This window comes from Halobellus clavatus (assembly GCF_900107195.1).
Taxonomy (GTDB): Archaea; Halobacteriota; Halobacteria; order Halobacteriales; family Haloferacaceae; genus Haloquadratum; species Haloquadratum clavatum.
Map to the genome: position 1 here is coordinate 80,352 of NZ_FNPB01000005.1, position 22,157 is coordinate 102,508.

The following is a 22,157-nucleotide window of genomic DNA, read 5'->3' on the forward strand; positions in this document are numbered from 1 at the left end:
TATCGCGTCTTCGGCCCGGTCACTCGTTTTCTGTCGTTTCGATGCCCACGAGGGGACTCGCCAGCCACGGTCCCACGATCCTGCGGGGACCGCTCCCACGCCGTCGGCAGATGATAAGTCTTAATTAGACTACCGGGCTACGAATGAGTGGAGCAAGCCCGGGTGGTGTAGTGGCCCATCATACGACCCTGTCACGGTCGTGACGCGGGTTCAAATCCCGCCTCGGGCGTTTGCTTTGCTCCGATGTGTGCCCGGGTGGTGTAGTGGCCCATCATACGACCCTGTCACGGTCGTGACGCGGGTTCAAATCCCGCCTCGGGCGTTTTCTGACGTGAACCGCCGAAGAGTGTGCCGATTCGGTGAATATCGAACCGTCGCCAGCGGGATGTGAGTCACACGAACCCGAGCGGCAGCGAGATTCGAATACCAGCAGTCACACGGCCGCACGGCGACTGCAGAGAGCGCGCTCTCGCCCATTGCCCACCTACGTCAAACTCTCTTCTCTGCTCACTTCTGTCGACGTCAGCAGCCCCGTGTACCCTAGATCAGCTATCGATTGTGACCCACTCGGGACTCTCCCACCCGCAGTTCGGACACGCCAGGCGGCGGCGACCGCTGGAGAGCCATCCGTCGCCCCCTTTGAGTCCGACGACGCCGAGGTCACAACCGGGACACCGGCCGCGGCGGATCCGTTCTTCGACGTACGTCGCGTCGAGGTCTGATTCCTGGTCGGCCTTCGCCTCCGCCGGGTTCGTCTCGATACGGATGTTCCAGGGACTGTCGACCCGCTTCGTTGGGACCGTCCCGTGAGCGCCGTGTCCGTCGCCCTCCATCCGGCGGACGTGAGAAGTCAGACTCGTGACGTCGACTTCGACATCACAGTAGGGACACTCGATGCGCATACGGCTCATTACACAGCAACAGAAAAGGAGGTTGTGGCTGCTCACGACTCGATCACGTGCTACGCAGATCCGTGGGGGAGTGAGCGATCACAATCCAGCTAGGCCCGCACCGATCCCAACCCCGACGAGCGCCGTCACGAGCGTCCCAGCAGCGTCGATGGCCGCCAGCCGATACCGTCCGTTCGCGGCCGCCTCCGAGACGTTGACGGCGAACGACGAGAACGTCGTGAACGCCCCGCAGAAGCCCGCCCCGGCGACGGTCAGGATTTGCTCCGGTGCCGCCGACGTGACGAGCGCGCCGAGCGCGATGCTCCCGACGACGTTGACCGCGAACGTGCTCGACCGCCCCCCGTCGAGCGCGACGTCGACGCCGTACCGCGCGAGCGCGCCGAGCGAGCCGCCGACCCCGACGAGTAGTGCGTCCGGAAGCGCCGCGAGCCAGGCGGTCACGCGAATCGCCTCCCGAGGCGCAGTCCGGCGAGTGCGGCCGCAAAACCGAGCGCGTAGTTGGCACCGATATTGGCGAGCCCCCACGCGGACCCGAGCGAGGCGGTCTGCACCGCGAAGGTGCTGTAGGTAGTGAACGACGACAGCATCCCGGTCGCGAGGAAGTAGCGGAACCGCCGCGATCGAACGACGCTGACCGACGCCGCCAGCGCGAAACTCCCGAGGACGTTCACCGCGAGCGTGCCCGCGGCGTCCGGCCCCGGCACGGCCACACCGACGGCGTATCGGCACGCCGCGCCGACGAACCCGCCCACCGCGACGAGCAGGGGGACCAGTCTGTCGGTCATCGACCGCGTGTCGCGCGCCGGCGCACTCGTCAGTTTCGGTCGCCTCCCGCCGTCGCCGCGGCCCGCGGGCTCGCGCCGCCGTGAGGCGTGTCTCGCTCCCGGATCGCGACCGTGCGAATCGCCTCGGCGGTGTCGTCGATCACGAGTGCCTCGCCGGGCGCGGTCGGCATCGCGTCCGTCACGTCGCCGTCGAGGTAGGCCGGGTCGGCCGCCGTGAGCGCGCGGACGTCCGGGCCGGCAGTCAGTCGGTGGACGATCCGTAGGTCCGACTGGGAGACGGCTACCTCCGGGAGCGCGCTCGGCCGCTGGGTAGCTGCGACGAGCGAGACGCCCGGCGTTCGCCCGCGCGTGAGAATCCGTCGGAGGGCAGCACCGGCGACCCCCTCGAAGAACACGTGCGCTTCATCGACGAGGAGCCACGGGAGGCGAGACGTTCGCGGCTCCGATGGCGGCGCTCCGTTACGTCGACGGCTCACTCGCACCCGCCGATCGTAGAGCGCGGCCGCGATGGCCGCCGCGACCGCGTTTGCCGGCGCATCGTCGAGCCCGGAACAGTCCAGGACGGTGGCTTCGCCACCCAGCAGTGCGGTCGCGTCCAAGCCATCGGCGGCGAACACGTTCCAGGACGCAGCGCGTCGGAGGCGGTTCGTCGCGGCCCGGCGGACGCCGTCGGTCGCGTCCGCACTCGCGACGACGCCGCGCATCGCATCGAGGGTCGCAGCCTCGGCGGCCGCGTGCCACACGAGCGCACCCACTGGACTGTCGGGATCGCTGCCGACCAGCGCCGGCCAGCTGGCCGGCGGGAGTGCGTCGGCCCGGACCGTCGGTTCCTCGACGATCCGCGCCGGTACCGACCCCTCGGCGGCCGCGTCCGCCAGTCCGCCGAAGACGCCCATCGGATCGACGACGACTGGGGCGATGCCCGGCGCGCGCGCCACCGCCTCGGCGAGCACGCCCAGTGTGTAGGACTTTCCGTATCCCCGTTTTCCGACCACCAGCGCGGCGTGCGGTCGATCGAGATCGATCCCCACTGCGGTACCGCGACTGCCGTCCCGCGCGCGGTGCGCACCGAATCGACCCACTGGCCCCCCTTCGTCGCCCTCGGAACGGCCGAGCACTTCTGCGTGCATCGGCGAACCTGGCCGCCCGATCCCACTTGAACGTTCGTCCATCAGTTTATCTACAAACACGGGACCAGAGCGGCTATGTTCCACGAACTGCGACGGTTCGCGGCGGACGACCGGGCGATCGAAGGGCTCCCGATCAGACTCGTCATCGCGCTCGTCGTCGGTGTCGCAACGATGAGTGTGATGCTGAATATGCTCTCCGGCGTGCAGGGCCTCGCGGTCTCCGAACTCGACGTTCGCCCGTCGCCGGACGTGATCGAGCCGGGAGACCAGCAACTGCGACTCACCGTCGTCGACGACGACGGCGCCCCGGTCGAGGGCGCGACCGTGATCCTCCGGTCGGGGAGCGCCTCCCTCGACGGCGTCGTCACGGGGACCTCGGACGCGGACGGGCGCGTGACGATGTCAGTCGCTCCCGATGTACGGGCGAATCAAGAGACCGGAACGCTCGTGATCGACGTCAAGCCACCCTCGGGCAGTCAGTTCGTCGACCGCCGGGCGAATACGGAGATCCTGGTGGTCGAACACTGACCCGGCCGCCCCTCACCGCGCTGGATGTGTCGGGGCGTCGAACCCGCCGCGCACCAGCGGCTTCGCGATGTGACGGCGGGCACACGGCGGCACCTCGTACCACCCCGGTTCGAGGTCTCGATCGAGTTCGACGGTCGCCGGCCCTGGGGCCGACGTTCCGCAGTCACGGCAGCGATAGCCCTGATCCCGGCCGGCGCTCTCCATCGATCGGTCACACACCTCACACGTCGGCGTCGTTTCCGCGGTTCGCCGGAGCGAGCGGACGGCGAACTTCTCCAGTTTGATCGTCCCGCCGCTCACCTCTCCGCAGGCCGTGATCTCGTCACCGGCCGAGAGCGCGCGTACCCGGTCGCGAAACCGCTTCGTCGGCTCGAAGGCGACGCACTCCGCGGTCGCTCCGGACGGGGGATCGGCGATCGGGACGAAGACGTGGCCACCCTGACGCGTCTCTGGCTCTCCCGTCACCGTCCCGTCGACGCGGTACGCGCGGCCGTCGCGGAGATCGCCGATCGACCCGTCGCGGAGGTGGCCATCGGTGCCCTGATTCGTCAGGAAGGTCGCCGATCGCTCGACGGGTTCGCTCTCGATCTCGTTCGCGAGAGCCCGCACCGGCGCTGAATCGTCGCCCCGAATGCCGTAGAGGATCGGCCCGGGCGCGTTCGGGACGCAGACCGCCTGGGACTCGACCTGGTCGACGGTGTCCCACGCCTCGGGATAATACGCGCTCGCGGCCTCGAAGACCGACGTCTCGTCGACATCGCGCGGCGTGCCACACCGCTCGAACGCCCGATAGGCGATGTGTTCGTAGGTCCACTCCCCGAAGGCGGCCCATGCACCGACGGCGGCGAGCGCGCCGATCCGGCCGCGGCCACCGGCCCACCCTCGATGTCGGTAGCCGAGGTCCTCGAGCAGTCCGAGCGCGTCGTCGAGGTCGAGTAGATCGCGGACCGCCCGCTGGGCGAACGCCGCAACCGAATCGGGAACCGCTTCGGCGTCGTCCCCAGTGACGACGACGCCCGGACTCGTCCGCGGATCCCCCATCTCGGCGAGCGGTTCCAGTTCCGCGGCCGCGAGTTCCAGGGCCCGATCCGGTTCGAGATCTGTGTGGAGTGCCAGCGCTGCGTTTCCCCGCGTCTTGTGTTCGACGGCGGGGTTCAGCCGGATCAGCAGCCGCCGCTCGATTCGTCCACCGGCCCGGTCGATGGCCGTCGCTAGGCGAGTCGCAAGATACGTCGTGCACATCCCGCGCTCCCGGGAGTCGGTATCGTCGAGGCCGATGACGGTCATCGGAGTCTGATAGTCCGCGCGGCGTCTAACAGCTTTCGGGGTCGCTGCGTCGGATCTCGGTCGACACCGGCGCGCGCCGCCGGAGTCCGGCACACGTATATCCGACCGCGGTCGGGTGTGGTGTATGCCGTTCGACCTGCGCGACCACACCGCCGACGTCGCTGTCGAGGCGACCGGATCGACGCTCGCAGATCTGTTCGCAGCCGTCGCGGACGGGCTCGCGGCCGCTTCGTGCGAAGCGATCCCGGCCGACGGGGGTCATACGGACTTCGCGGTCGCGGTCGATGCCGAAGGGCTGGAAGCGCTCCTGTTCGATTACCTCGATCAACTCATCTACGAGCGGGACGTCCGAGACGTGCTCCCGGTCGATCACCGTGTTCGGCTCTCTCCGCCGGACCAGACGGTCGAATCGGAGTCCGACACCGCCGCCGACACCGAGGAGGACTGGCACCTATCGGGCACGTATCGTGGCGTCCCGCTGGCGTCGATCGATGCCCGAGAGGTGAAGGCCGTCACCTACTCCGAGATGCGAGTCGAAGAGACGGCGACAGGCTGGTCGGCGTACGTCGTCTTCGACGTTTGACCCGGTCTGTGACCGACCGCTCCGGACCTCACTCTCGGAAGTGGTTTGTGTGTGCCGGTTTGAGAGGTGGACGAAATGACTGAGCGCGCAGCGCGGCTCGCGTGTGTCGCTCTCGTCGCTGTCGCGATGGTGGGCGGTATCGGTGCGACAGCGCCGGGCGCGTCGGCTCAGCCAACGGACACGATCGCACAGACGGGAATCAACCCCGACGACGTCTCGATGCGGATCACGCTTCGACCGAACGGTGACGCGGTGTGGGCGATCGACTATCGGGTCCAACTCGATTCGAACGAGACGACGGACGCGTTCATCTCGCTGCGCGACGACATCCGGACGAACGAGTCGCAGTACACCGGCGAATTCCGGAGCCGGATGGTGTCCACCGCGGCTACCGCAGCGAACACCACCGGCCGCGAGATGACCATCCGGAACGTCTCGGTCACAGCGACCCGGCAACAGCTCCCCCAGGACTACGGCGTCATCACCTACACGTTCGTCTGGACGAACTTCTCGGCCGTCGACGACGGAACGCTGCGCGCGGGCGACGCGCTCGCCGGGCTCTTCCTCGACGGCGAGACGTCCCTGCAGTTCGCCTGGCCCGAAGGGTACGCGCTCGATTCGGCTCAACCCGAGCCGACGGACACGCGGCGCGAATCTCGGATCGTCGTCTGGAGCGGGCCGCTCGACTTCGGGGTCAACGAGCCGTCGCTGACCGTCAGCGAGGAGCCCGCTCCAGCGACGGAGCCCTCGACAAGCACGACCACGGCCTCCCCGGACTCCGGGCTGTTAGGATCGAGCCCGGCCCTCGTCGGCGCGATCGGTCTCGCGCTCCTCGTCGCTGTCGTCGGGGGGTACCTCTACTGGCGACGAGACCGCTCGCGGGCTCCCGAGACAGTCGCTGGCGGTCCCGATCCGGACACCGCGCACGCCGCGTCCACGGCGGAGCGCGCGGAGCCCCCGGCCGATTCGGAGAGCAAGACGGCAGCGACGGCCGACGATTCCGGTTCCGGTGAGACCCCGGCTGGATCGACGGCCGACACCGACTCAGCGGCGGCCGACGCCGGCGCGGACGGCTCGGCGGCAGCGTCTGACTCGGAGACGCCCCCGTGGGAAGACGAACTCCTGAGCAACGAGGAGCGCGTACTGGCGCTCGTCGAACACGAAGGGGGACGGATGAAACAGCAGGAGGTCGCCCAGACCCTCGATTGGACGGACGCGAAGACGAGCCAGGTCGTCCGGAAGATGCGCGACGCGGACGCGCTCGATGCGTTCCGTCTCGGACGCGAGAACGTGCTCGTGCTGCCGGACGAAGAACTCGAACCGGGGGAAGACGAGTGATCCGTACTCCGCACCGAAACCGGCTTCAGAGCGCTCAAATACGGCGTATAATCCGACTTAATCCGGACAAAATTGGCGTAACGATGATGGATGTATATGCCGATACGGCTGCAATGGTGAATCGATGAGAACAGTATCCGCACTCTTCGTTGCCGTGGTCGTCGTGGCAGCCGCGCCGATCGGAGTCGCTGCGACGGCTGGAGCGGCGCCCGGAGCGCCGGCGTTCGGGCAGATCCAGGACGGCGGAGCCGTCTCACAGACGACGGCGACGAACGCGACGGGTACAGAGACGGAGACCCCGACCGCGACTCCGGAAAACGACACCGCAAACGGGTCTGACAACGAGACGGGGACTAATCCGGGTGCCCAGCTGGCCGGCGTGGTCGGTGTCCAGCGGGCGGAGATCGACTCCGAAGTCGAATCCCGGAGCTTCGGTCAGCAGATCGCCGCTGCGGCCAGCAACGAATCCAAGGCGGCCGTCGTCGCCGGATCGCTGAACGATAGCCGTGACCGCATTAGCGAGCTCCGTGAGCGGCTTTCAGCACTCGAAGCCGCCCGCGAGAACGGTACCATCTCGCAGGGCCGATACCGAGCGCAGACTGCGCAGCTGACCGCCGAGATCAACTCCCTGGAGCGGCGTGTCGAACAGGCCAACGAGACCGCGGCGTCGCTCCCCGAGCCGGTCCGGGAGCGACACGGGATCAACGACTCGAACATCCAACGACTCCGAGAGGACGCGCAGAACCTCTCCGGCCCCGAGACGGCCGAAATCGCCCGCGGTATCGCCGGTGACAACCCCGGGCGTGGTCTGGGCGAGAGGCCAGCCGAAGCGGACGACGCGCCCGGGCGTAGCGACGAGTCGAACCGCGGAGAGGATGCCCCGGGAAACAGTGAGGACGCCCCGGGTCGTGACGACGGTGTGGGCAACGAGACGAAGGATCGTCGCGGGAACGGACAGGGCTCACCTGCGGACGATACCACCACCGCTGAAAGCGAATCATCTGACAACGACGACAGTGATACGGGATCCACCGGAGAGCGCGATTCGGGAAACGGTAACAGCGGACAGGGGGCTGCAAACGGTGGCTCGGACAACGCTGGCGACGCGCCAGGCCGTAACGATAAGGGCAACAGTAACAGCGAGCGTGACGACGAGACCTGATCACTGACCTGCGCTTCGGTCGGCGCTCTACCTCGGGAGGACACCAATATTCGAATTTGATATCCGGGGGATAGGATTATATTCGTCGGTGCGCATCCCTCACGTAATGGAGTACGCGTACCCGATCGTCGGGTTCTTCGTTGGGATGGGGCTCATCGCCACCAGTGTCCTGACCGCGTTTCTCTACACGCCGACCACCTCGTCGAGAATCGACACCGCGGTCACGGCGTTTACGGGAATTACACTCCACCTGGGCGATCTGCTTGCGGTCACGTCGGCCGTGGCTGTGGTCTTCGATTTGCTCACCAACGTGGGAGTCTCCTATCCGCTCGAGGTGCCGTTCATCATCGGCTACGTGCTGACCCACGTCATCGTCTACTACTCGTCGCTCCACATCACCGACGTACAGACGCAACCGATGGATCCCGAATTCGACATCCGGGACAATCCTCTGCAATTGCTGACGCTCTCGATTCCGGGCGCGTTGATTCTTCTCCCGGCGAATCGGAGCCAGTGAGCCGATAAGTCAAACGGCTCTTTGAGACTAAGTCGCTTTTAGGTGCCTTTCCCTCGTAGCAGTGAGTGCCCCGGTTGGGCCGCCCCCGAATCGGTTCCCCGCCGACGCACACCTCCGGTCCGTTCACCCGCACCTTCCCCTCCCCACACCCCCACGGTGGCCCTCACCGGGCATCCCGCTGACGCACGTTCCCTCCGGTTCGCCCCCGCTGCTTCGGATCTCGAAGCTGCGGTCGATCTGCTCAGAATACGTCGTCGAGCTGTGTCTGCATCGAGTCGAGGTCGCCGGAGTTATCGATCGTGATATGTTCCCTCTCGATCGGTTCGTACCGCTCGCGGAAGCGGCGGTGGATCTCGAAGTCCGCGTCGCTCTCGTCGTCCTCCCGCTTCTGGATCCGTTCTCTGACGACGGCCTCCGTACACTCGACGGCGACGACGTCGAGGGGGACGTCCTCCGCGTCGGCTACAGCGGCCGCGCGCTCCCGATCCGTCCGCTTCCGAAACGTTCCGTCGAGGACCGCGACGTCGCCCTGGGCGACAATCTCGCGGCCACGGTCGAACAACTCCTCGTAGACTGTGGCACGCTCCGCAGCGGTGTACTGCGGGTCGGAAAAACAGTCCCGGCGAACCACGTCGGTCCGGACGAGTCGGCCGTCGAGGCGCTCGGCGATCTCCCGGGAGACGGTGGTCTTGCCGACGCCGGGCAGGCCGGCGACGACGACCAGTCGTCCCGTCATCGGTGTGACTCGCTGACCGCCTGGCTGTTTGGTCTGAGTGTTCGGCGCCGTGCTACAGTGCTGCGGTCCGACATCGGATCCGGTGAGAGAGCCAGGGGTGGGATTTGAACCCACGAAGTCTCGATTACAAGTCGAGTGCATGAACCGCCCATGCTCCCCTGGCGCGAATCGACGTATTCAGTCCTCCTTTGAGTGTGTGTCGTTTTCGCCGAGCGTCGTCTCCCGATCGGTGCCGCCACAGGCACTCACTTGTGGTCGTCCGCGCCGTCTTCGCCGGCGGTTGCGAGCCCGTCCTCGACCGGTTTGGTGTCCGCACTGCTGGTGTTGCCGTCGCCGGTCGTCTTGTCGCTGTCGTCAGTCGCCGTGCCGTTGTTGCCGGTCGTGTTGCCACCGCCGTTAGTCGACTTGTCGCCGTCGTCGGTCGACTTGCCACCGTCGTCGGCCTTGCTGTCGGCTTCATCGGACGATTCGCCGTCCACGACCGATTTCTCGAACTCCACTCGGTGGGGTTCGTATCCCCGCTCCCGATAAAATGCTCGGGCCCGGGCGTTCTCCGCCATCGTCTCCAGCGCGACGACGGCCACGCCGGAGTCGCTGAGCGCGGCCTCCGCAGCGTCGAGCAACCGGCCTCCGATCCCCAGACCCCTGTACGCCGGGCGAACGTAGAGGTTCCGGACCACGCCGCGCGTCGCATTCTGATCGTATCCGCCGCGTTCAGGGCCGAACGTGACGAATCCGACGATCGATCCATCGACCCGCGCGATCTTGACACCGCCAGTCACGGCGTGTCGTGCCAGCGTGTCCCGAACGTGGGCTCGGTTGGCCTCGGCCTCGACGTGTGAGCCGAACGCCCGCTGGCCGGCCGCGAGCGCGACCCACAGCTCCACCAGGGTCTCGACCTCGTCGACGTCGGGGCGTTCGATGGCGACCGCCGCACTCGCGTCCGACGGATCGTCCGAGTCGCCCATACGGTCCGTTCGCTCGGAGGACTGATATACGGTCGGGTGCGGGGGTTCTTTGCATCCTGCGCTCTCACCTCCGTGCGATGGACCCGGTACGCACCGATCCGAAGCTCGGGCCGCTGGTCGAGGAGCACGGTGAGCTTCCCATCGGCGCGGCCGACGACGAGTTCGCGCGCTTCGTCGTCGCGATCGTTAATCAACAGCTCTCGACGGAATCAGCCGCGGCGATCCGCGAACGGCTCTTCGACCGCGTCGACGTGACGCCGGAGGAGATCCTCGCGACCGAGGAGTCGACGCTCCGCGACGTCGGGCTCTCACGGCAGAAGATCGACTACGTCCGCAACGTCGCGGAAGCATTCCGTGAACGGGACCTCTCCCGGGAGGGCCTCGCCGGAGTGGCCGACGAGGAGGTCATCGCGACGCTGACTGAGATCCGCGGCGTCGGGACTTGGACCGCGAAGATGTACCTCATTTTTGTCCTCGGCCGTCCCGACGTCTTCCCGGTCGAGGACCTGGGGATCCGGGCCGGGATGGCGACGCTCTACGGGTTCGAGAACGACGATCGCGAAGGGATGATCGGGCACGCCGAGCGATGGCGACCGTATCGGAGTTACGCGAGTCGGTACCTCTGGCACGCTGTCGACTGACGCGCGTGGACGAATAAACGCCTCTCTAGTTTCTTATTCGAGTCAAAGAAACGTTGAAACGCCGCGCCGCCCACGACGACGTATGGATATCGACGACGTCAACACGATCACGGTTCTCGGCGCGGGAAGTATGGGTCACGGGATCGCCGAGGTGGCTGCCCTCGCGGGATTCGATGTCCGGCTCCGAGATATCGAGAGAGCGTTCGTCGAAGACGGCTACGAACAGATCGAGTGGTCACTCGACAAACTCGTCGAGCAAGGGCAACTCGAACCCGACGACGCGTCGACGACGCTCGACCGGGTCTCGACCCACGTCGACCTTGAGGATGCCGTCGACGACGCCGAAGTCGTGATCGAAGCCGTCCCCGAGAAGATGGCGATCAAGAAGGACGTCTATCAGGATCTCGAGGCCGTCGCACCCGAAGACGCGGTGTTCGCGACGAACACGTCGAGCCTCTCGATCACGGAATTGAGCAGCGTCACCGACCGCCCCGAGCGGTTCTGTGGGATGCACTTCTTCAATCCGCCCGTCCGGATGGATCTGGTGGAAGTCATCTCCGGCGCGGAGACGACCGAGGCGACTGCGGCGCTGATTTCGGATCTCGCCGTCGCGATGGACAAGACCCCCGTTCGAGTCCGCAAAGACAGCCCCGGATTCATCGTCAACCGCGTCTTGGTCCCGCTGATGAACGAGGCGGCGTGGCTCGTTCACACCGACGAGGCGACGATTGCGGAAGTCGATTCGACCGCGAAGTACGGGCTCGGGCTCCCGATGGGCGCGTTCGAACTCGCAGATCAGGTCGGCATCGACGTCGGGTACCACGTTCTCGACTATATGCACGAGGCACTGGGCGATCGGTACCGTCCCTGTCCGTTGCTCGAATCGAAAGTGGAGGCCGACGCGCTCGGACAGAAGACCGGCGAGGGCTTCTACGACTACGAGGACGGCGAGGGCGCACAGGTACCCTCCGACCGGATCCGCGACGACGTCGCCGACCGACTGCTGGCGGTCCTCGCGAACGAAGTGGCCGGACTCGTCGGCGAGGACGTCGCCGATCCCGACGCCATCGACACCGCGGTCAAACTCGGGGGCCGGTGGTCGGACGGTCCCGCGAAGATGATCGACGAGGCCGATGTCGCACACCTCCTCGACGTACTGGAAACACGACACGAAGCGACCGGCGCAGCGCGCTACGAGCCGGTCCCGTTCCTCCGTGAACTCGCTGCTTCAGACGGACGGTTCCACGAGGGTGACGGCGATGACGTCGCCGACGCGTCCGAGTACGAGACTCTCACGGTCGAGATCCGCGACTCGGTCGGGCACATCAAACTTGACCGTCCGCACCGGATGAACACGATCACGACGGAACTGCTCGACGAACTCGACGACGCCGTCTCGCGGCTCGAAGCCGACGATGCGATACGAGCGATCCTCGTCACGGGGGCGGGCGACAGGGCCTTCTCGGCCGGGGCGGACATCCAGTCGATGGCCGGCGGCGTCGGCGACGCCAACGCCGCGGCCGACATCTCCCGGCGCGGCCAGGAGGTAGTGGCAGGACTCGAGCGCGTCGACCTGCCGGTCGTCGCCGGGATCGACGGCTACTGTCTCGGCGGCGGGATGGAACTCGCGATGGGTGCAGACCTGCGGATCGCCTCCGAGCGCTCAGAGTTCGGACAGCCGGAACACGACCTCGGCCTGCTGCCCGGTTGGGGCGGAACGGTCCGGCTGCCACGGATCGTTGGGATGGGCCGCGCCAAGGAGATCATCTTCACCGCCGACCGGTTTCTCCCCGAGACGATGCGGGAGTACGGGTTCCTTACCGACGTCGTGCCGAACGCCGAGTTCGAGGACCGCGCATTCGAGTTGGCGCGCGACCTCGCGTCGGGACCGCCGATCGCACAGCGATACACCAAGCGCGCGATGCACCGTGGATGGGACGACGTGGACGCCGGGCTCGACGTCGAGGCGCAGTCCTTCGGGCTACTCTTCGACACCGAGGATCTGATGACGGGAATGACGGCGTTTATGGGCGATCACGAGCCGGAGTTCGAGGGCAAGTAGCTTAGTGGGTGCCGCCCGAGCAGTGGGATATGGTGTCACGCCTCTTGGTTCCGATGGACGACTCAGAGATGGCCGAGAACGCGCTGGAATACGCACTCGACGTGCACGGCGACGCGGACGTCACGGTCCTGACCGTGGTCGGCGAGCCGTCGCAACTGATGGGGGAGGCGACGGCGGTGGCGATGGCCGACGATCCGCGGGCGAAAGCAGCAGAGCTCGCTGCTCCGGTCCTCGAGCGCGCTCAGGAAATCGCTGATGCGCGTGGTCGATCGATCGATACCGTCGTCGGACTCGGACATCCCGCCCGTGAAATCATCAACCGAGCCGACGAGTACGATACCGTCGTCCTCGGGAGCCACGGCGGGACGATCGCTGAGCGACTCGTGGTTGGCAACGTCGCGAAGACGGTGTTCAACCGCTCGCCGGTGCCGGTGACCGTGGTCCGGTGACGGCGCGATCTGGTCGACGACGGGTCGATGTCGGAGCCGGGCGGTGGCGTACGCGACGCGGTGGCGTACCGCCTCTGTAACGGAATGTTTAAACGATTCTGCCCGCCAGTTACTGATGCAGGCTCGGTTGGTGTAGTCCGGCCAATCATCTTGGCCTTTCGAGCCGAGGACCAGGGTTCAAATCCCTGACCGAGCACTCTTCTGAGGAGGTCACGACGAAGAAGAGCGCGCAGTGAAGGGATTTGAATCAGGGAGCAGTCTCGCTGCGACCGTGGTTCAAATCCCTGACCGAGCACTCCTTTCAGTATAACTCACCGAGCGACAGCGCGGTCCTCCACAACCCCTCCGTCTCTGACACCCAGGACTATGCTTCTCAAGACAGAGGTAGACGCAATGGTCCAAGAGCTTCCCGCCCCGTTCATCGCCGCCCTGCTGGTCCAGTACCCGATGGGCGCGCTCGTGTATCTCGACGCCAGACGCCTCGGGGTCGAAAACCCCGCCACGTACGGCCTCGGTATCATCGTCCCCGCGGCCGGGTTCATCGTCGGTCTCTATTATGTGTCTGAGCGCCGGACCCTCCCGACGCAGGGTGGCGAGGACTGACCGCTGTCGCCGGCCGTAGCTTAAGTGGCAACGCGTCTATAGAACACCCGTGGAGACTCGGCATCGGACCTACGCGGGCGATGCGAGCGCGATGACGGCCATCGAGGACGACGCCGTCGACCTCGTCGTCACCTCGCCGCCGTATCCGATGATCGAGCTGTGGGACGAACAGTTCGCCGCGCAGTCCGAGGCCAGCGCGGCCGCCCTCGAATCCGGTGACGGCGACGCGGCGTTCGAGGCGATGCACGGGGTACTCGACTCGGTCTGGCGGGAGGTGTCGCGGGTGCTTTGCTCGGGTGGCATCGCCGCCGTCGTCGTCGGGGACGCCACACGAACCATCGACGACCGGTTCCGCGTGTATCCGAACCACGCCCGCGTCACCGAGGCGTTCGTGTCGCTCGGGTTCGATCCACTGCCGGACGTCCTCTGGCGGAAGCCGGCGAATGGCGCGGCGAAGTTTATGGGGAGTGGAATGGTGCCCCCGAACGCGTACGTGACCCTCGAACACGAGTACGTGCTCCTCTTTCGCAACGGCGAGGACTCCCGGTCCTTCGAACCGGGCGCGTCCCGCCGCTACGAGTCGGCGTACTTCTGGGAAGAGCGCAACTGCTGGTTCTCGGACATCTGGACGGGCGTTCGGGGGACGCGACAGGACCGTCTCCACGGGGATCGTGACGGCTCCGGATCCGACGCACGCGCCGCCTCGCCGGACGGGGAGGGGGATTCACTGAACCGCGACCAGTCGGCGGCGTATCCGTTCGAGATCCCCTACCGCTTGATCTGTATGTACTCGCTGTACGGCGATACCGTCCTCGATCCGTTCCTCGGGATCGGAACGACGACGCTCGCGGCGATGGTCGCCGGCCGCAACTCCGTCGGCTACGAACTCGATCCGGCGATCCTCGCAGACCTGGACGGCCGCGTCGACGACGTCCCAGCGCGTACCGAACGGGTCGTCACCGACCGTCTCGATGCCCACCGGGCGTTCGTCGAACAGCGTCAGGCGGCCGGTGACGAGTTCGCGTACGAGGCCGCGAACTACGACTTTCCCGTCCGGACCCGTCAGGAGCGGGCGATCCAGTTCCGGGTCGTCGACGAATTCACGCGCACCGACGGGGACTATCGAGTCACGTACGAACCCAAGTGAGGTACCGGTTCAGTTGGGTACGTTGACGGTTTCAGTCGGGTACGTTGACGCTTCGAGTCGCCCTCACTCGTGGAGTTCGGCAGCGACCTCCCGTGCCCGGCGACGGATCCGGTCCCCGTCGCCGGTCTGGAGGCCGCCGAAAGCCTCGTCGTAGACGACCGTCCCGTCGACCATCGTGAACGTCACGTCGTCGCCGTGGGCCGAAAAGACCAGATGCGAGAGCGGGTCGGGAAGCGGCGTCGCCCGGGTGAGATCGGTGTCGAGTGCGATGACGTCCGCCCGCCAGCCCTCGCGGAGTGCGCCGACCTCCTCGAAGCCGGCGGCCCGGGCGCCACCGAGTGTCGCCATCTCGAAGACGGCCCGCGCAGGCGTCACCTCCGGATCGAGGCGCTCGACCTTCTGGAGGAGGCTCGCCTGTCGCATCTCGGTGAACTGATCCAACGTGTTGTTGCAGGGCGGCCCGTCGTTGCCGAGCGCGACGGTGATGCCGCGATCGAGGTAGTCGACGATTGGCGCGATCCCGGAGGCGAGCTTCATATTCGACGACGGACAGTACGTGACGTGGGTCCCGGTCGTCGCGAGGATCTCGCGCTCGCGCTCGGTCGTGTGGACGCAGTGAGCCAACACGACGTCCTCGCCGGTCAGCCCAACCTCGTCGAGCCACGCGATGTTCCGCATCCCAGTGTCCTCTCGGACGGTCTCGATCTCGTCGGTGTTCTCGCTGGCGTGGGTGTGGATCCGGACGCCCTCGTATCGGTCCGCGATGTCCCGCGCGCCTCGCAGACACGCCTCGGTACAACTCACTGCGAAGCGCGGCGTCACGGCGTACCGAATCCGCTCGTCGGCTGCGCCGTGGTACGTCTGGAGGAGGCGCTCGGTCTCCTCCAGTGCCGCGTCGGTGTCCTCTTCGAGTCCCTCGGGTGCGCGCTTGTCCATCAGGACCTTGCCCATCCGGCCGCGAATTCCGAGGTCGATCGCCGCCTCGAACGCGGCGTCCGCGTGATCGACCGAGAGGTGATCGATCGCGGTCGTCGTCCCGCTCTCCAGTAACTCCAGGTAGCCGAGTTCGGCCGCGATCCGCATCTCGCGTTCGTCGAGCGAGGCTTCCATCGGCAACACGTGGTCGAAGAGCCACTCGAGCAGGGCGGTGTCGTCGGCGATTCCGCGGCCGAGACTCTGCACGGAGTGGACGTGTCCGCCGACCAGTCCGGGCGCGAGGAGGTCGAACTCCCGAACCGGGTGGTCGGGGTAGGTGTCCGCCACCTCGGAGCGCTCTCCGACGGCCGCGATACGATCGTCTGCGACGACGACGGCCCCATCCTCGTACACGGTGGTCGGATCGGCGACGACGGTTCCGGCTAGCAGCATCCCCTCGCTGGGAGTGCGTCAGCGGGCAAGTGCTTTGCGCACGAGAGCGTCTCCACGTTCGTCCCGAGAACGGGAGCATCCCATCGCTTAGCCGGGGAACGCAGGCGTCCCGTCGCTCAGCCGAGAGATGCGGGTGTCCCGTCGCTCAGCCGAGGAACGCCGGTGTCGTCGTCGCTCAGCCGAGGAACGCCGGTGTCGTCGTCGGGAGCGAGATGAGCCACAGACTTACCGCGGTGTACCCGACCATCACGAACACGAAGGGGTACTGACTCCGGATCGCCTGGAGCCGACTCGGGAAGAGCCGATACGCCGTGGAGTGAGCGACCCAGATCGCGACGAGGTGCCCGACGAGGACGAAGGCGATGTTCAGCGCCGACACCCACCCGGGGAGGGTCAAAACGACCGGATTCGTCGGGGCTGACAGCGGCGACGCGAGAACGTCGGCCAGGGAGGGCGCGAGCGAGAGGAAGAACGCGAAATAATGCGCGAGGTGATAGCCGGCGGCGATCGCGACCAGCGACGGGGCGAAGGCGACGGTCAGTTCCCGCGGCGGGCGCGCCGTCAGGATCCGGGAGACGGCGACCCGTGCAGCGAGTCGGAACGCTCCGTAGAAGACCCCGAACCCACCGAGGAACAGCAGGCCGTAGACGAGCAGCGGCGGGAGGCCGATACCGGCGACCGTCCGGATCGCGGCCGCACCCTGTTCGGTCGTGACGAAGCCGCTGAAGGTGAGTTCCCAGACCAGCGCGACGGCGAACGCCACGTCGTCGAGGCCGGTGACGAGTCGACCGTCGGTGTCTCCATCGCCGGCGGCGTGGCTCTCGCCGGCATCCGCTCGCTGGTCGGCCAACTCCGCGGGGCCGCTGACGAGTCGCATCGCCGGGATCGACGCGCGAAGCCGTCCATCGGTCCACCGGAACGGGGCGACGCGCCCGTAGAACCGCAGGAACACCGACACGGGGTCCCCGTTGCGGAACCAGGCGTCCCGCCCGACGAGGAGCGCGCCCGCGACGGTCACGACCCCGTAGCCCGCGACGGCGACGCCGAGGAGTCGCGGATCGGTCGTGACGGGCGTGGTCGTTTCGAGCCAGATGAGCAGCAAGAGGCCGGCGACGGCCGGCCACCGGCCGAGCCGGTCGGGGTACTCGACCAGGCCCGTCGGGAGCGGGCCGGTCAGCGTTCGGAAGGGGTTCAGCGCCGGCCACGCGTTCCCGACCGCGTACGTAGCCATCGTGAGGCCCGCGCGGCCGCCGGCGAAGACCACGACTACCGCGAAGTTGATGGTCGCGAGCTGCGGGCCGACGATCCCCCGATACAGTACCAGTGCGAGCGCGACGAGACCCACGACTCCCAGCGCGATCCGTCCGCCTCGTCCGAGTGGTTCGCTCGAGAGGACGTCGTCGCGCCAGTCGTGAATCCGCCGCACGAAGCCGCGATCGGTAACGAACCCCGCCAGCAGAGCCGACGCGCCGACCGCAGCCCCACCGGTGGCGACGTAGAGCCAGCGCGGAATCGCGAGCGCGTCGCGGGAGGCTTCCGAGAGACCGACAGCGGCGTTGCTGGCGGCGACGCCGCGAGCCAGGAGCGCGATCCCGAGCACCGCCGCAGCGGCCGCGGCGACCAGCGTTCGACGTTTCCGGCCGCGTCCCGAAGACGACTTCTCGTCGGACCGCTCGGTCGCTTCACGACGCATAGATCACGTAGAGGAAGAGGAAGCCGAAGTACAGCAGCACCAGGATGCCGACCGCGCGGAGTCGGAACGAGCGGATGGCGCGCTCTTCGGCCGCGTAGGCCTCGCGGTAGGCCTCCTGTTCGCTCGCGTCGATGTCGCCTGGGTGTCTGACGCCCCGGTGTAACACGAGGAGGTCCTCGGTGTGGAAGCGCCGGCCACAGACGTCGCAATCGAACGTGGGTTGGCCACCGTCTGTGCGCCGGATCGAACGGTCGCTGGTGTCGTGTTCAGTCATTGTGCGGAAGGCGTCCGGTGGCGGTCGTCACTCGGTTCTGCGGCCCTGTCGGGAGTCGAACGGCCCCTACGTCCACGGGACTGACCGCTGCTGGAGTTCGCCAGCGAGGGACCGTACCATTGCACTCTCGGGATCGTCGTGGTTCGCCAGCGCCCACATCAGTTTCACCTTCGCCGTCCCGGGGAGGGTGTCGCCGGCTTCGACGACGCCGGCGTCGAGGAGGTCCCGACCCGTGTCGTAGACGCGGTCGCACACCCGCCCTTCGAGGCACTGGCTCGTCATCGCAACGACGACGCCGTCCTCGACGAGCGATTCGAGGACTGGGATCAGGTCCGTGTGGACGTGACCGAGGCCCGTCCCCTCGACGACGAGGCCGTCGAGGGCCGCATCCTCGAGCATCGCCGCGTATCGATCGACGTCCATTCCCGGTGTGAACTTCAGGAGGTCGACGTCCCCGTCGAGCGCCGTCTGAACCGTCAGGTCGACCGCGCCGCGTTCGGTGTACTCCCGCCGGAACTCCACGACCTCGGCGTCGTAGTCGACCCGGCCCAGCGGTGCCGCCCCGACGGTTTCGAAGGCATCGCGGCGGGAGGTGTGGTTCTTGCGGACGCGCGTCCCGCGGTGGAGCGCGCACTCGTCGTCGGACGTCGAGGCGTGCATACAGACCAGTACCTCCGCGGCGTCGGATTTCGCGGCCTCGACGGCGCAGACGGCGTTCATCACGTTGTCCGAGGAGGGGCGATCCGCGGAACGCTGGCTGCCCGTGAAGACGATCGGGACCGGCGTGTCGAGCATGTACGACAGGGCAGAGGCGGAGAACTGCATCGTGTCGGTGCCGTGCATTACGACGACGCCGTCGGCACCGGCGCGGATCTCCTCGGCGACAGCCTCGGCCAGTTCCTGCCAGACGTCGGGCGTCATATTCTCCGAGAGGATGTTGGTGACGACGCGCCCGCGGTAGTTCGCCCGCCCGGCGAGATCCGGGACCGCGCGGAGGACGTCCTCGGCGTCGAACTGGGCCGTGACGGCGCCGGTTCGGTAGTCGACCGTCGACGCGATCGTGCCACCGGTTGAGATCAGCGAGATCGTGGGGAGATCGTCGTCGAAGGAGATCTCCGACTGGGACTCGGTGTCCGCCGATCCGACGTCGTAGACGTCGGATTCGAGGACTTCTACGGCAGCGTCCGTGCGGTCGATCCCGACGTTGTAGCCGCCATCGAGTTTCACGACGAGGTGGTCCGGGGTCGAGGAGGGCATCAGGATGCCCTCGTTCGTGACATCCGCGCGTTCGACGCGGACGCGGTCTCCGGGGTTCATACGCTCTGCTATCGGGGGCGCGGACTTCAATCCATTCGTTCGTGCGCACGGCCGGATCGCTGCCGGCGCGACCGCCGCGGGGCAAGAGTCAGGGCGGAGCAGTCCCTTCCCCCCGTATGCAGCGCTCTGACGAACGCGAACCGGAATCCGACCTCGACGTCGATACCGACGTCGACGTGGCCTCGCTGCTCGACGAGGAGGGGGAGGCGAGCGGCACGCGCGCAGATCCCGCGACCGACGCGACGGCAGGCACCGCCGACAGCGGTGGTCGGCTGCGCGGGCGACTTCCCGATGGACCGACGGTTTCCGTGCGCTCGTTCCTCCTCGTGTTGGCCCTCTCGATCGGCGGCGTCGTCGTCGGCGGGTCGATCCCGATCGTGGGATCGATCGGCCGGTTCCTGGGCCTCTTCGCCGTCGCCTTCGCGATCGGGCTCGTCGGCTCGCGCCGACGGTACCTCGAAGTCGGTCTCGCGGGCGCGGTGGCCGCCGGCGTCGCGTTCGTCCTCGGCACGCTCACGAGCGTTTTCGCGCCTGTCGCAGTGTCTGTGCTCTCGGACTTCGGCCTCGCCATCGCCGGCGTCGGGGTCGGTGGCGGGCTGGTCGCGTCGCTGCTGGGACACTACTTCGGTCGCGACCTTCGCAGCGGGCTGACGCGCGACGTGTAGGTTACACGATCCGCCACTCGGTGCCGTCGTGCGTGACTAGCCCGCGGTCGTCGAGCAGTTCGAGCGCGCGCTTGACCCGCTCGTGCTCGGTGTTGAGGCTCCGGGCGATGTCGGTGACGGTTCGCGCGTCCCGAGCCAACGCCGCCAGCACCTCGGCGTGGAACCGGCTGTCGACCTCGGACCCGAGTCGCTCGCTGAGTTCGTCGAGTACGTCGGTCACGCGGCCGTGTACCCACCGCTGTGCCAGGGAGAGTTCGCTCTCGACGTCGTCGAGGTAGGCGTACTGGCGGGCCAGAGAGGCGACGTCGTCCGATCGGTCGCCGGCCGAACGCTGTGCACGATCGCCGTCGGGTCTCGGTGCGGAATCTTCGGATTCGTTGGGTGCCGGATTCTCCGCATCGGCCGGTGCCGCCCCTTCCGCATCGGCCGGTGCTGGCCCCTCTACATCGTCCGCGCGCGACCCCGGTTCGCGGGTGCTCTCGGCCCCAGCATCGCCGCGCTGGCTCGTGTCGGCGTCACTCTCTGCAACATCTCGCGCCGTTTCCTCGGCCGATTCGCTCGGCCAGTCGACGGAGATGTGCTGGCACCGCCCGCGCATATCGAGGCTCCGACTCGCTGGGTAGGCGCTCTTCGCGCCGAACCGGTACGGCGAGACGCTCACTTCGAGTCGGAGGTTCCGGGCGATGTGGAAGTACTTGCGGCGCTTTTCGTCCGTCCGGCTCTCGACGAGCCCGGCCTCCTCCAGTCGGCGCAGATGGTCGATGACGGCCTTCGGGCTCACTCCGAGGTACTCGCTGATCTCGGTGACGTAACACGGTTTGTGCGAGAGCAGCCGGAGGATGCGCCGGCGGTTCTCGTTGCCGAGGAGATCGAGGAGTACCGCAGAGTCCATAACGAGAGGTAAATCACCGACCCGTAAGACGTTGACGCATTTGCCGGCGAACCCGACGCCTTGGATTGCGAACAGTCGGCACGAGTGCCGGGACCGATCACCCGACGGCGTCGATCCGCGACGGCTATCCCCCACGCCGGCGTGCCGAACAACCGCGAGGCGACGTGGGCCGTCAGTAGCGCACGGAGAGCTTGGCCGCGGCTTCGTATATAAAACCTCGCCGTCGGTTCGCGTCGATGATCGAAGTTCCTGCGAACTCACCGCCGACCAGAGCCGCTGTGCGGGCCTCCCGTTGAATCAATTCCGATCGACGTCGTTGCCCCGTTCGGCCCGATCGAAGACCCACGCGGCGTAGGCGACGACCGCGAACGAGAGTCCGACCGTGATCGCGGCCAACACCGGGCCGGCCTCGTATCTCAGTGGTGGGTAGAGACCGAAGCCGTAGTCGAAGACGTCGTTGAGCAGGAGCGCAGCGAGCGCCGCCAGAAGCGCGCTGCGGGACGTCTTCGCGTAGTAGGGAATCAGCACCGCCTGCAACAGGAAGAACAGGTGGGTGAGGAGGATACCCCAGTACTCCCACAGCAGCGCGGGCGTGAAACCGACGTACAGGTCGGGACGGAGGTTCAGCGCGATCCCGGTCCAGAGCCCGTACTTCACGAGCCAGACGAACGCGAACGTGTGGAGTAGTTCGAGCAGGCGATTCGAGGGCGCGTCAGTCACGCGCTCGCCGAGCCGCGGCAGAAGCGTCGCGACCGACAGCGCCGCCAGCGCGAGGGCAGTCGGGGAGTCGCCGAAGAGAGGATACAGCAGCGAACTCAGGTCTGCAAGCGACGGATCGGAGTGGACGTAGAAACTCACACCGACGAGGAACGCTGCGCCGTCGACGACGAGTAGCCAGCCCAGGCTCGCCGGGTTCCCGAGGTAGTACTGCACCCACCGCTCGGGGATCGGTCGCCGCAGTCGGCTGTCGCGCTCGGCCGCCTCGCTCATCGGCTCGACCGACGGTGGGCAACCGAAAGAAGGTGTCGCGTTCGGCGTCGACGTGGTTGGAGGAAGGGCCAGAAACGAAGCCTATTCCACCCTGCCTCGCGTCCCGTTCGG

24 protein-coding genes, 4 tRNA genes and 1 pseudogene are annotated in these 22,157 nt (G+C 67.1%); 14 read left to right on the top strand and 15 right to left on the bottom strand.

Annotation, left to right across the window (positions count from 1 at the left end):
* The first annotated feature begins 156 nt into the window (after nt 1-156).
* Together BLU74_RS08895 and BLU74_RS08900 are read left to right on the top strand one after the other, a co-directional pair.
* Nucleotides 157-229, top strand: a tRNA-Asp gene (locus BLU74_RS08895).
* Nucleotides 230-249: 20 nt separating this feature from the next.
* A tRNA-Asp gene (locus tag BLU74_RS08900) sits at nt 250-322 on the top strand.
* A gap of 223 nt (nt 323-545) precedes the next feature.
* Here the strand turns inward: BLU74_RS08900 and BLU74_RS08905 are convergent.
* The 4 genes from BLU74_RS08905 to BLU74_RS08920 form a co-directional block, all read right to left on the bottom strand.
* Nucleotides 546-902, bottom strand: a complete 357-nt coding sequence (locus tag BLU74_RS08905; RefSeq protein ID WP_139175700.1) for a hypothetical protein — start codon at nt 900-902, stop codon at nt 546-548.
* Nucleotides 903-989: 87 nt separating this feature from the next.
* A complete protein-coding gene (locus tag BLU74_RS08910; protein ID WP_089766929.1) occupies nt 990-1,352 on the bottom strand; it encodes a fluoride efflux transporter FluC in 363 nt (120 codons plus the stop codon).
* Nucleotides 1,349-1,696, bottom strand: a complete 348-nt coding sequence (locus tag BLU74_RS08915; protein ID WP_089766930.1) for a fluoride efflux transporter FluC — start codon at nt 1,694-1,696, stop codon at nt 1,349-1,351. The genes BLU74_RS08910 and BLU74_RS08915 overlap by 4 nt, the downstream gene beginning before the upstream one ends.
* A 29-nt stretch (nt 1,697-1,725) precedes the next feature.
* Nucleotides 1,726-2,826, bottom strand: a complete 1,101-nt coding sequence (locus BLU74_RS08920) for an ATP-binding protein (protein ID WP_089766931.1) — start codon at nt 2,824-2,826, stop codon at nt 1,726-1,728.
* Nucleotides 2,827-2,901: 75 nt separating this feature from the next.
* Here BLU74_RS08920 and BLU74_RS08925 point away from each other — a divergent pair, with 75 nt between their 5' ends.
* Nucleotides 2,902-3,354 (top strand): Ig-like domain-containing protein, encoded by a 453-nt coding sequence (locus BLU74_RS08925; protein ID WP_089766932.1) that lies wholly within the window; start codon nt 2,902-2,904, stop codon nt 3,352-3,354.
* Nucleotides 3,355-3,366: 12 nt separating this feature from the next.
* Here the strand turns inward: BLU74_RS08925 and BLU74_RS08930 are convergent, their stop codons facing one another.
* Nucleotides 3,367-4,641, bottom strand: coding sequence for a tRNA(Ile)(2)-agmatinylcytidine synthase (locus tag BLU74_RS08930; protein ID WP_089766933.1), 1,275 nt, complete (start codon nt 4,639-4,641; stop codon nt 3,367-3,369).
* A 124-nt stretch (nt 4,642-4,765) separates the two neighbouring features.
* On the opposite strand from BLU74_RS08930, the gene BLU74_RS08935 reads away from it, so the two are divergent.
* The 4 genes from BLU74_RS08935 to BLU74_RS08950 all read left to right on the top strand — a co-directional run bounded on the left by BLU74_RS08935 (nt 4,766) and on the right by BLU74_RS08950 (nt 8,241).
* Nucleotides 4,766-5,224, top strand: a complete 459-nt coding sequence (locus BLU74_RS08935; RefSeq protein ID WP_089766934.1) for an archease — start codon at nt 4,766-4,768, stop codon at nt 5,222-5,224.
* 75 nt (nt 5,225-5,299) lie between these two features.
* Nucleotides 5,300-6,562, top strand: coding sequence for a DUF7345 domain-containing protein (locus tag BLU74_RS08940; protein WP_245705769.1), 1,263 nt, complete (start codon nt 5,300-5,302; stop codon nt 6,560-6,562).
* A 124-nt stretch (nt 6,563-6,686) separates the two neighbouring features.
* Nucleotides 6,687-7,724 carry a DUF7096 domain-containing protein gene (locus tag BLU74_RS08945; RefSeq protein ID WP_139175702.1) on the top strand — a complete coding sequence of 346 codons (1,038 nt, stop codon included), beginning with the start codon at nt 6,687-6,689 and terminating at the stop codon, nt 7,722-7,724.
* A 106-nt stretch (nt 7,725-7,830) separates the two neighbouring features.
* Nucleotides 7,831-8,241, top strand: a complete 411-nt coding sequence (locus BLU74_RS08950) for a DUF8133 family membrane protein (protein WP_089766936.1) — start codon at nt 7,831-7,833, stop codon at nt 8,239-8,241.
* Nucleotides 8,242-8,482: 241 nt separating this feature from the next.
* On the opposite strand, the gene BLU74_RS08955 is transcribed toward BLU74_RS08950, so the two are convergent.
* The 3 genes from BLU74_RS08955 to BLU74_RS08965 all read right to left on the bottom strand — a co-directional run bounded on the left by BLU74_RS08955 (nt 8,483) and on the right by BLU74_RS08965 (nt 9,945).
* On the bottom strand, nt 8,483-8,977 hold the full coding sequence (locus BLU74_RS08955) for a P-loop nucleotide/nucleoside kinase family protein (RefSeq protein WP_089766937.1): 495 nt from the start codon (nt 8,975-8,977) through the stop codon (nt 8,483-8,485).
* A gap of 89 nt (nt 8,978-9,066) precedes the next feature.
* Nucleotides 9,067-9,140 (bottom strand) — tRNA-Thr (locus tag BLU74_RS08960).
* Between the two features lie 82 nt (nt 9,141-9,222).
* The gene (locus BLU74_RS08965; RefSeq protein WP_089766938.1) at nt 9,223-9,945 is read right to left on the bottom strand and encodes a GNAT family N-acetyltransferase; all 723 of its coding nucleotides are present in this window, start codon (nt 9,943-9,945) and stop codon (nt 9,223-9,225) included.
* A gap of 77 nt (nt 9,946-10,022) precedes the next feature.
* Between BLU74_RS08965 and BLU74_RS08970 the strand changes: the two genes are divergently transcribed.
* The 6 genes from BLU74_RS08970 to BLU74_RS08995 all read left to right on the top strand — a co-directional run bounded on the left by BLU74_RS08970 (nt 10,023) and on the right by BLU74_RS08995 (nt 14,847).
* Entirely contained in the window at nt 10,023-10,586 is a 564-nt protein-coding gene (locus BLU74_RS08970; protein ID WP_089766939.1) for a DNA-3-methyladenine glycosylase family protein, read from the top strand.
* A gap of 82 nt (nt 10,587-10,668) precedes the next feature.
* A complete protein-coding gene (locus tag BLU74_RS08975) occupies nt 10,669-12,648 on the top strand; it encodes a 3-hydroxyacyl-CoA dehydrogenase/enoyl-CoA hydratase family protein (RefSeq protein ID WP_089766940.1) in 1,980 nt (659 codons plus the stop codon).
* A 29-nt stretch (nt 12,649-12,677) separates the two neighbouring features.
* Entirely contained in the window at nt 12,678-13,097 is a 420-nt protein-coding gene (locus BLU74_RS08980) for a universal stress protein (protein WP_089766941.1), read from the top strand.
* 121 nt (nt 13,098-13,218) lie between these two features.
* Nucleotides 13,219-13,293, top strand: a tRNA-Glu gene (locus BLU74_RS08985).
* A 197-nt stretch (nt 13,294-13,490) separates the two neighbouring features.
* Nucleotides 13,491-13,700, top strand: coding sequence for a hypothetical protein (locus BLU74_RS08990; RefSeq protein WP_089767107.1), 210 nt, complete (start codon nt 13,491-13,493; stop codon nt 13,698-13,700).
* Between the two features lie 49 nt (nt 13,701-13,749).
* On the top strand, nt 13,750-14,847 hold the full coding sequence (locus BLU74_RS08995) for a DNA-methyltransferase (RefSeq protein WP_089766942.1): 1,098 nt from the start codon (nt 13,750-13,752) through the stop codon (nt 14,845-14,847).
* 63 nt (nt 14,848-14,910) lie between these two features.
* On the opposite strand, the gene BLU74_RS09000 is transcribed toward BLU74_RS08995, so the two are convergent.
* From BLU74_RS09000 to gatD, 4 genes are all read right to left on the bottom strand, one after another.
* A complete protein-coding gene (locus BLU74_RS09000; RefSeq protein ID WP_089766943.1) occupies nt 14,911-16,215 on the bottom strand; it encodes a 5'-deoxyadenosine deaminase in 1,305 nt (434 codons plus the stop codon).
* Between the two features lie 175 nt (nt 16,216-16,390).
* Nucleotides 16,391-17,908 (bottom strand): hypothetical protein, encoded by a 1,518-nt coding sequence (locus BLU74_RS09005; RefSeq protein ID WP_245705770.1) that lies wholly within the window; start codon nt 17,906-17,908, stop codon nt 16,391-16,393.
* A complete protein-coding gene (locus tag BLU74_RS09010) occupies nt 17,898-18,182 on the bottom strand; it encodes a DNA-binding protein (RefSeq protein WP_245705771.1) in 285 nt (94 codons plus the stop codon). Before BLU74_RS09010 ends, BLU74_RS09005 begins: the two co-directional genes overlap by 11 nt.
* Before the next feature lie 66 nt (nt 18,183-18,248).
* Complete coding sequence (gatD, locus tag BLU74_RS09015) at nt 18,249-19,499, bottom strand: Glu-tRNA(Gln) amidotransferase subunit GatD (protein ID WP_089766944.1); 1,251 nt, start codon at nt 19,497-19,499, stop codon at nt 18,249-18,251.
* A gap of 116 nt (nt 19,500-19,615) precedes the next feature.
* Here gatD and BLU74_RS09020 point away from each other — a divergent pair, with 116 nt between their 5' ends.
* The gene (locus tag BLU74_RS09020) at nt 19,616-20,164 is read left to right on the top strand and encodes a hypothetical protein (protein ID WP_089766945.1); all 549 of its coding nucleotides are present in this window, start codon (nt 19,616-19,618) and stop codon (nt 20,162-20,164) included.
* Between the two features lies 1 nt (nt 20,165).
* On the opposite strand, the gene BLU74_RS19670 is transcribed toward BLU74_RS09020, so the two are convergent.
* The 3 genes and pseudogenes from BLU74_RS19670 to BLU74_RS09030 form a co-directional block, all read right to left on the bottom strand.
* On the bottom strand, nt 20,166-20,741 hold the full coding sequence (locus BLU74_RS19670; RefSeq protein ID WP_449271655.1) for a hypothetical protein: 576 nt from the start codon (nt 20,739-20,741) through the stop codon (nt 20,166-20,168).
* Nucleotides 20,715-21,056 (bottom strand): annotated as a pseudogene (locus BLU74_RS19295) (ArsR/SmtB family transcription factor); the annotation flags it as partial. The pseudogene BLU74_RS19295 and the gene BLU74_RS19670, both read right to left, overlap by 27 nt.
* A 297-nt stretch (nt 21,057-21,353) precedes the next feature.
* A complete protein-coding gene (locus tag BLU74_RS09030; protein ID WP_089766947.1) occupies nt 21,354-22,046 on the bottom strand; it encodes a DUF1405 domain-containing protein in 693 nt (230 codons plus the stop codon).
* Between the last annotated feature and the right edge of the window lie 111 nt (nt 22,047-22,157).

Coding starts and splice junctions, on each gene's coding strand:
- BLU74_RS09030 (WP_089766947.1), bottom strand. CDS start 22,046: ATGAGCGAGGCGGCCGAGCGCGACAGCCGACTGCGGCGACCGATCCCC.
- BLU74_RS08940 (WP_245705769.1), top strand. CDS start 5,300: ATGACTGAGCGCGCAGCGCGGCTCGCGTGTGTCGCTCTCGTCGCTGTC.
- BLU74_RS08975 (WP_089766940.1), top strand. CDS start 10,669: ATGGATATCGACGACGTCAACACGATCACGGTTCTCGGCGCGGGAAGT.
- gatD (WP_089766944.1), bottom strand. CDS start 19,499: ATGAACCCCGGAGACCGCGTCCGCGTCGAACGCGCGGATGTCACGAAC.
- BLU74_RS09020 (WP_089766945.1), top strand. CDS start 19,616: ATGCAGCGCTCTGACGAACGCGAACCGGAATCCGACCTCGACGTCGAT.
- BLU74_RS08925 (WP_089766932.1), top strand. CDS start 2,902: ATGTTCCACGAACTGCGACGGTTCGCGGCGGACGACCGGGCGATCGAA.
- BLU74_RS08930 (WP_089766933.1), bottom strand. CDS start 4,641: ATGACCGTCATCGGCCTCGACGATACCGACTCCCGGGAGCGCGGGATG.
- BLU74_RS08935 (WP_089766934.1), top strand. CDS start 4,766: ATGCCGTTCGACCTGCGCGACCACACCGCCGACGTCGCTGTCGAGGCG.
- BLU74_RS09005 (WP_245705770.1), bottom strand. CDS start 17,908: ATGCGTCGTGAAGCGACCGAGCGGTCCGACGAGAAGTCGTCTTCGGGA.
- BLU74_RS08945 (WP_139175702.1), top strand. CDS start 6,687: ATGAGAACAGTATCCGCACTCTTCGTTGCCGTGGTCGTCGTGGCAGCC.
- BLU74_RS09010 (WP_245705771.1), bottom strand. CDS start 18,182: ATGACTGAACACGACACCAGCGACCGTTCGATCCGGCGCACAGACGGT.
- BLU74_RS08965 (WP_089766938.1), bottom strand. CDS start 9,945: ATGGGCGACTCGGACGATCCGTCGGACGCGAGTGCGGCGGTCGCCATC.
- BLU74_RS08955 (WP_089766937.1), bottom strand. CDS start 8,977: ATGACGGGACGACTGGTCGTCGTCGCCGGCCTGCCCGGCGTCGGCAAG.
- BLU74_RS09000 (WP_089766943.1), bottom strand. CDS start 16,215: ATGCTGCTAGCCGGAACCGTCGTCGCCGATCCGACCACCGTGTACGAG.
- BLU74_RS08915 (WP_089766930.1), bottom strand. CDS start 1,696: ATGACCGACAGACTGGTCCCCCTGCTCGTCGCGGTGGGCGGGTTCGTC.
- BLU74_RS08990 (WP_089767107.1), top strand. CDS start 13,491: ATGGTCCAAGAGCTTCCCGCCCCGTTCATCGCCGCCCTGCTGGTCCAG.
- BLU74_RS08970 (WP_089766939.1), top strand. CDS start 10,023: ATGGACCCGGTACGCACCGATCCGAAGCTCGGGCCGCTGGTCGAGGAG.
- BLU74_RS08920 (WP_089766931.1), bottom strand. CDS start 2,826: ATGCACGCAGAAGTGCTCGGCCGTTCCGAGGGCGACGAAGGGGGGCCA.
- BLU74_RS08905 (WP_139175700.1), bottom strand. CDS start 902: ATGCGCATCGAGTGTCCCTACTGTGATGTCGAAGTCGACGTCACGAGT.
- BLU74_RS08980 (WP_089766941.1), top strand. CDS start 12,678: ATGGTGTCACGCCTCTTGGTTCCGATGGACGACTCAGAGATGGCCGAG.
- BLU74_RS08950 (WP_089766936.1), top strand. CDS start 7,831: ATGGAGTACGCGTACCCGATCGTCGGGTTCTTCGTTGGGATGGGGCTC.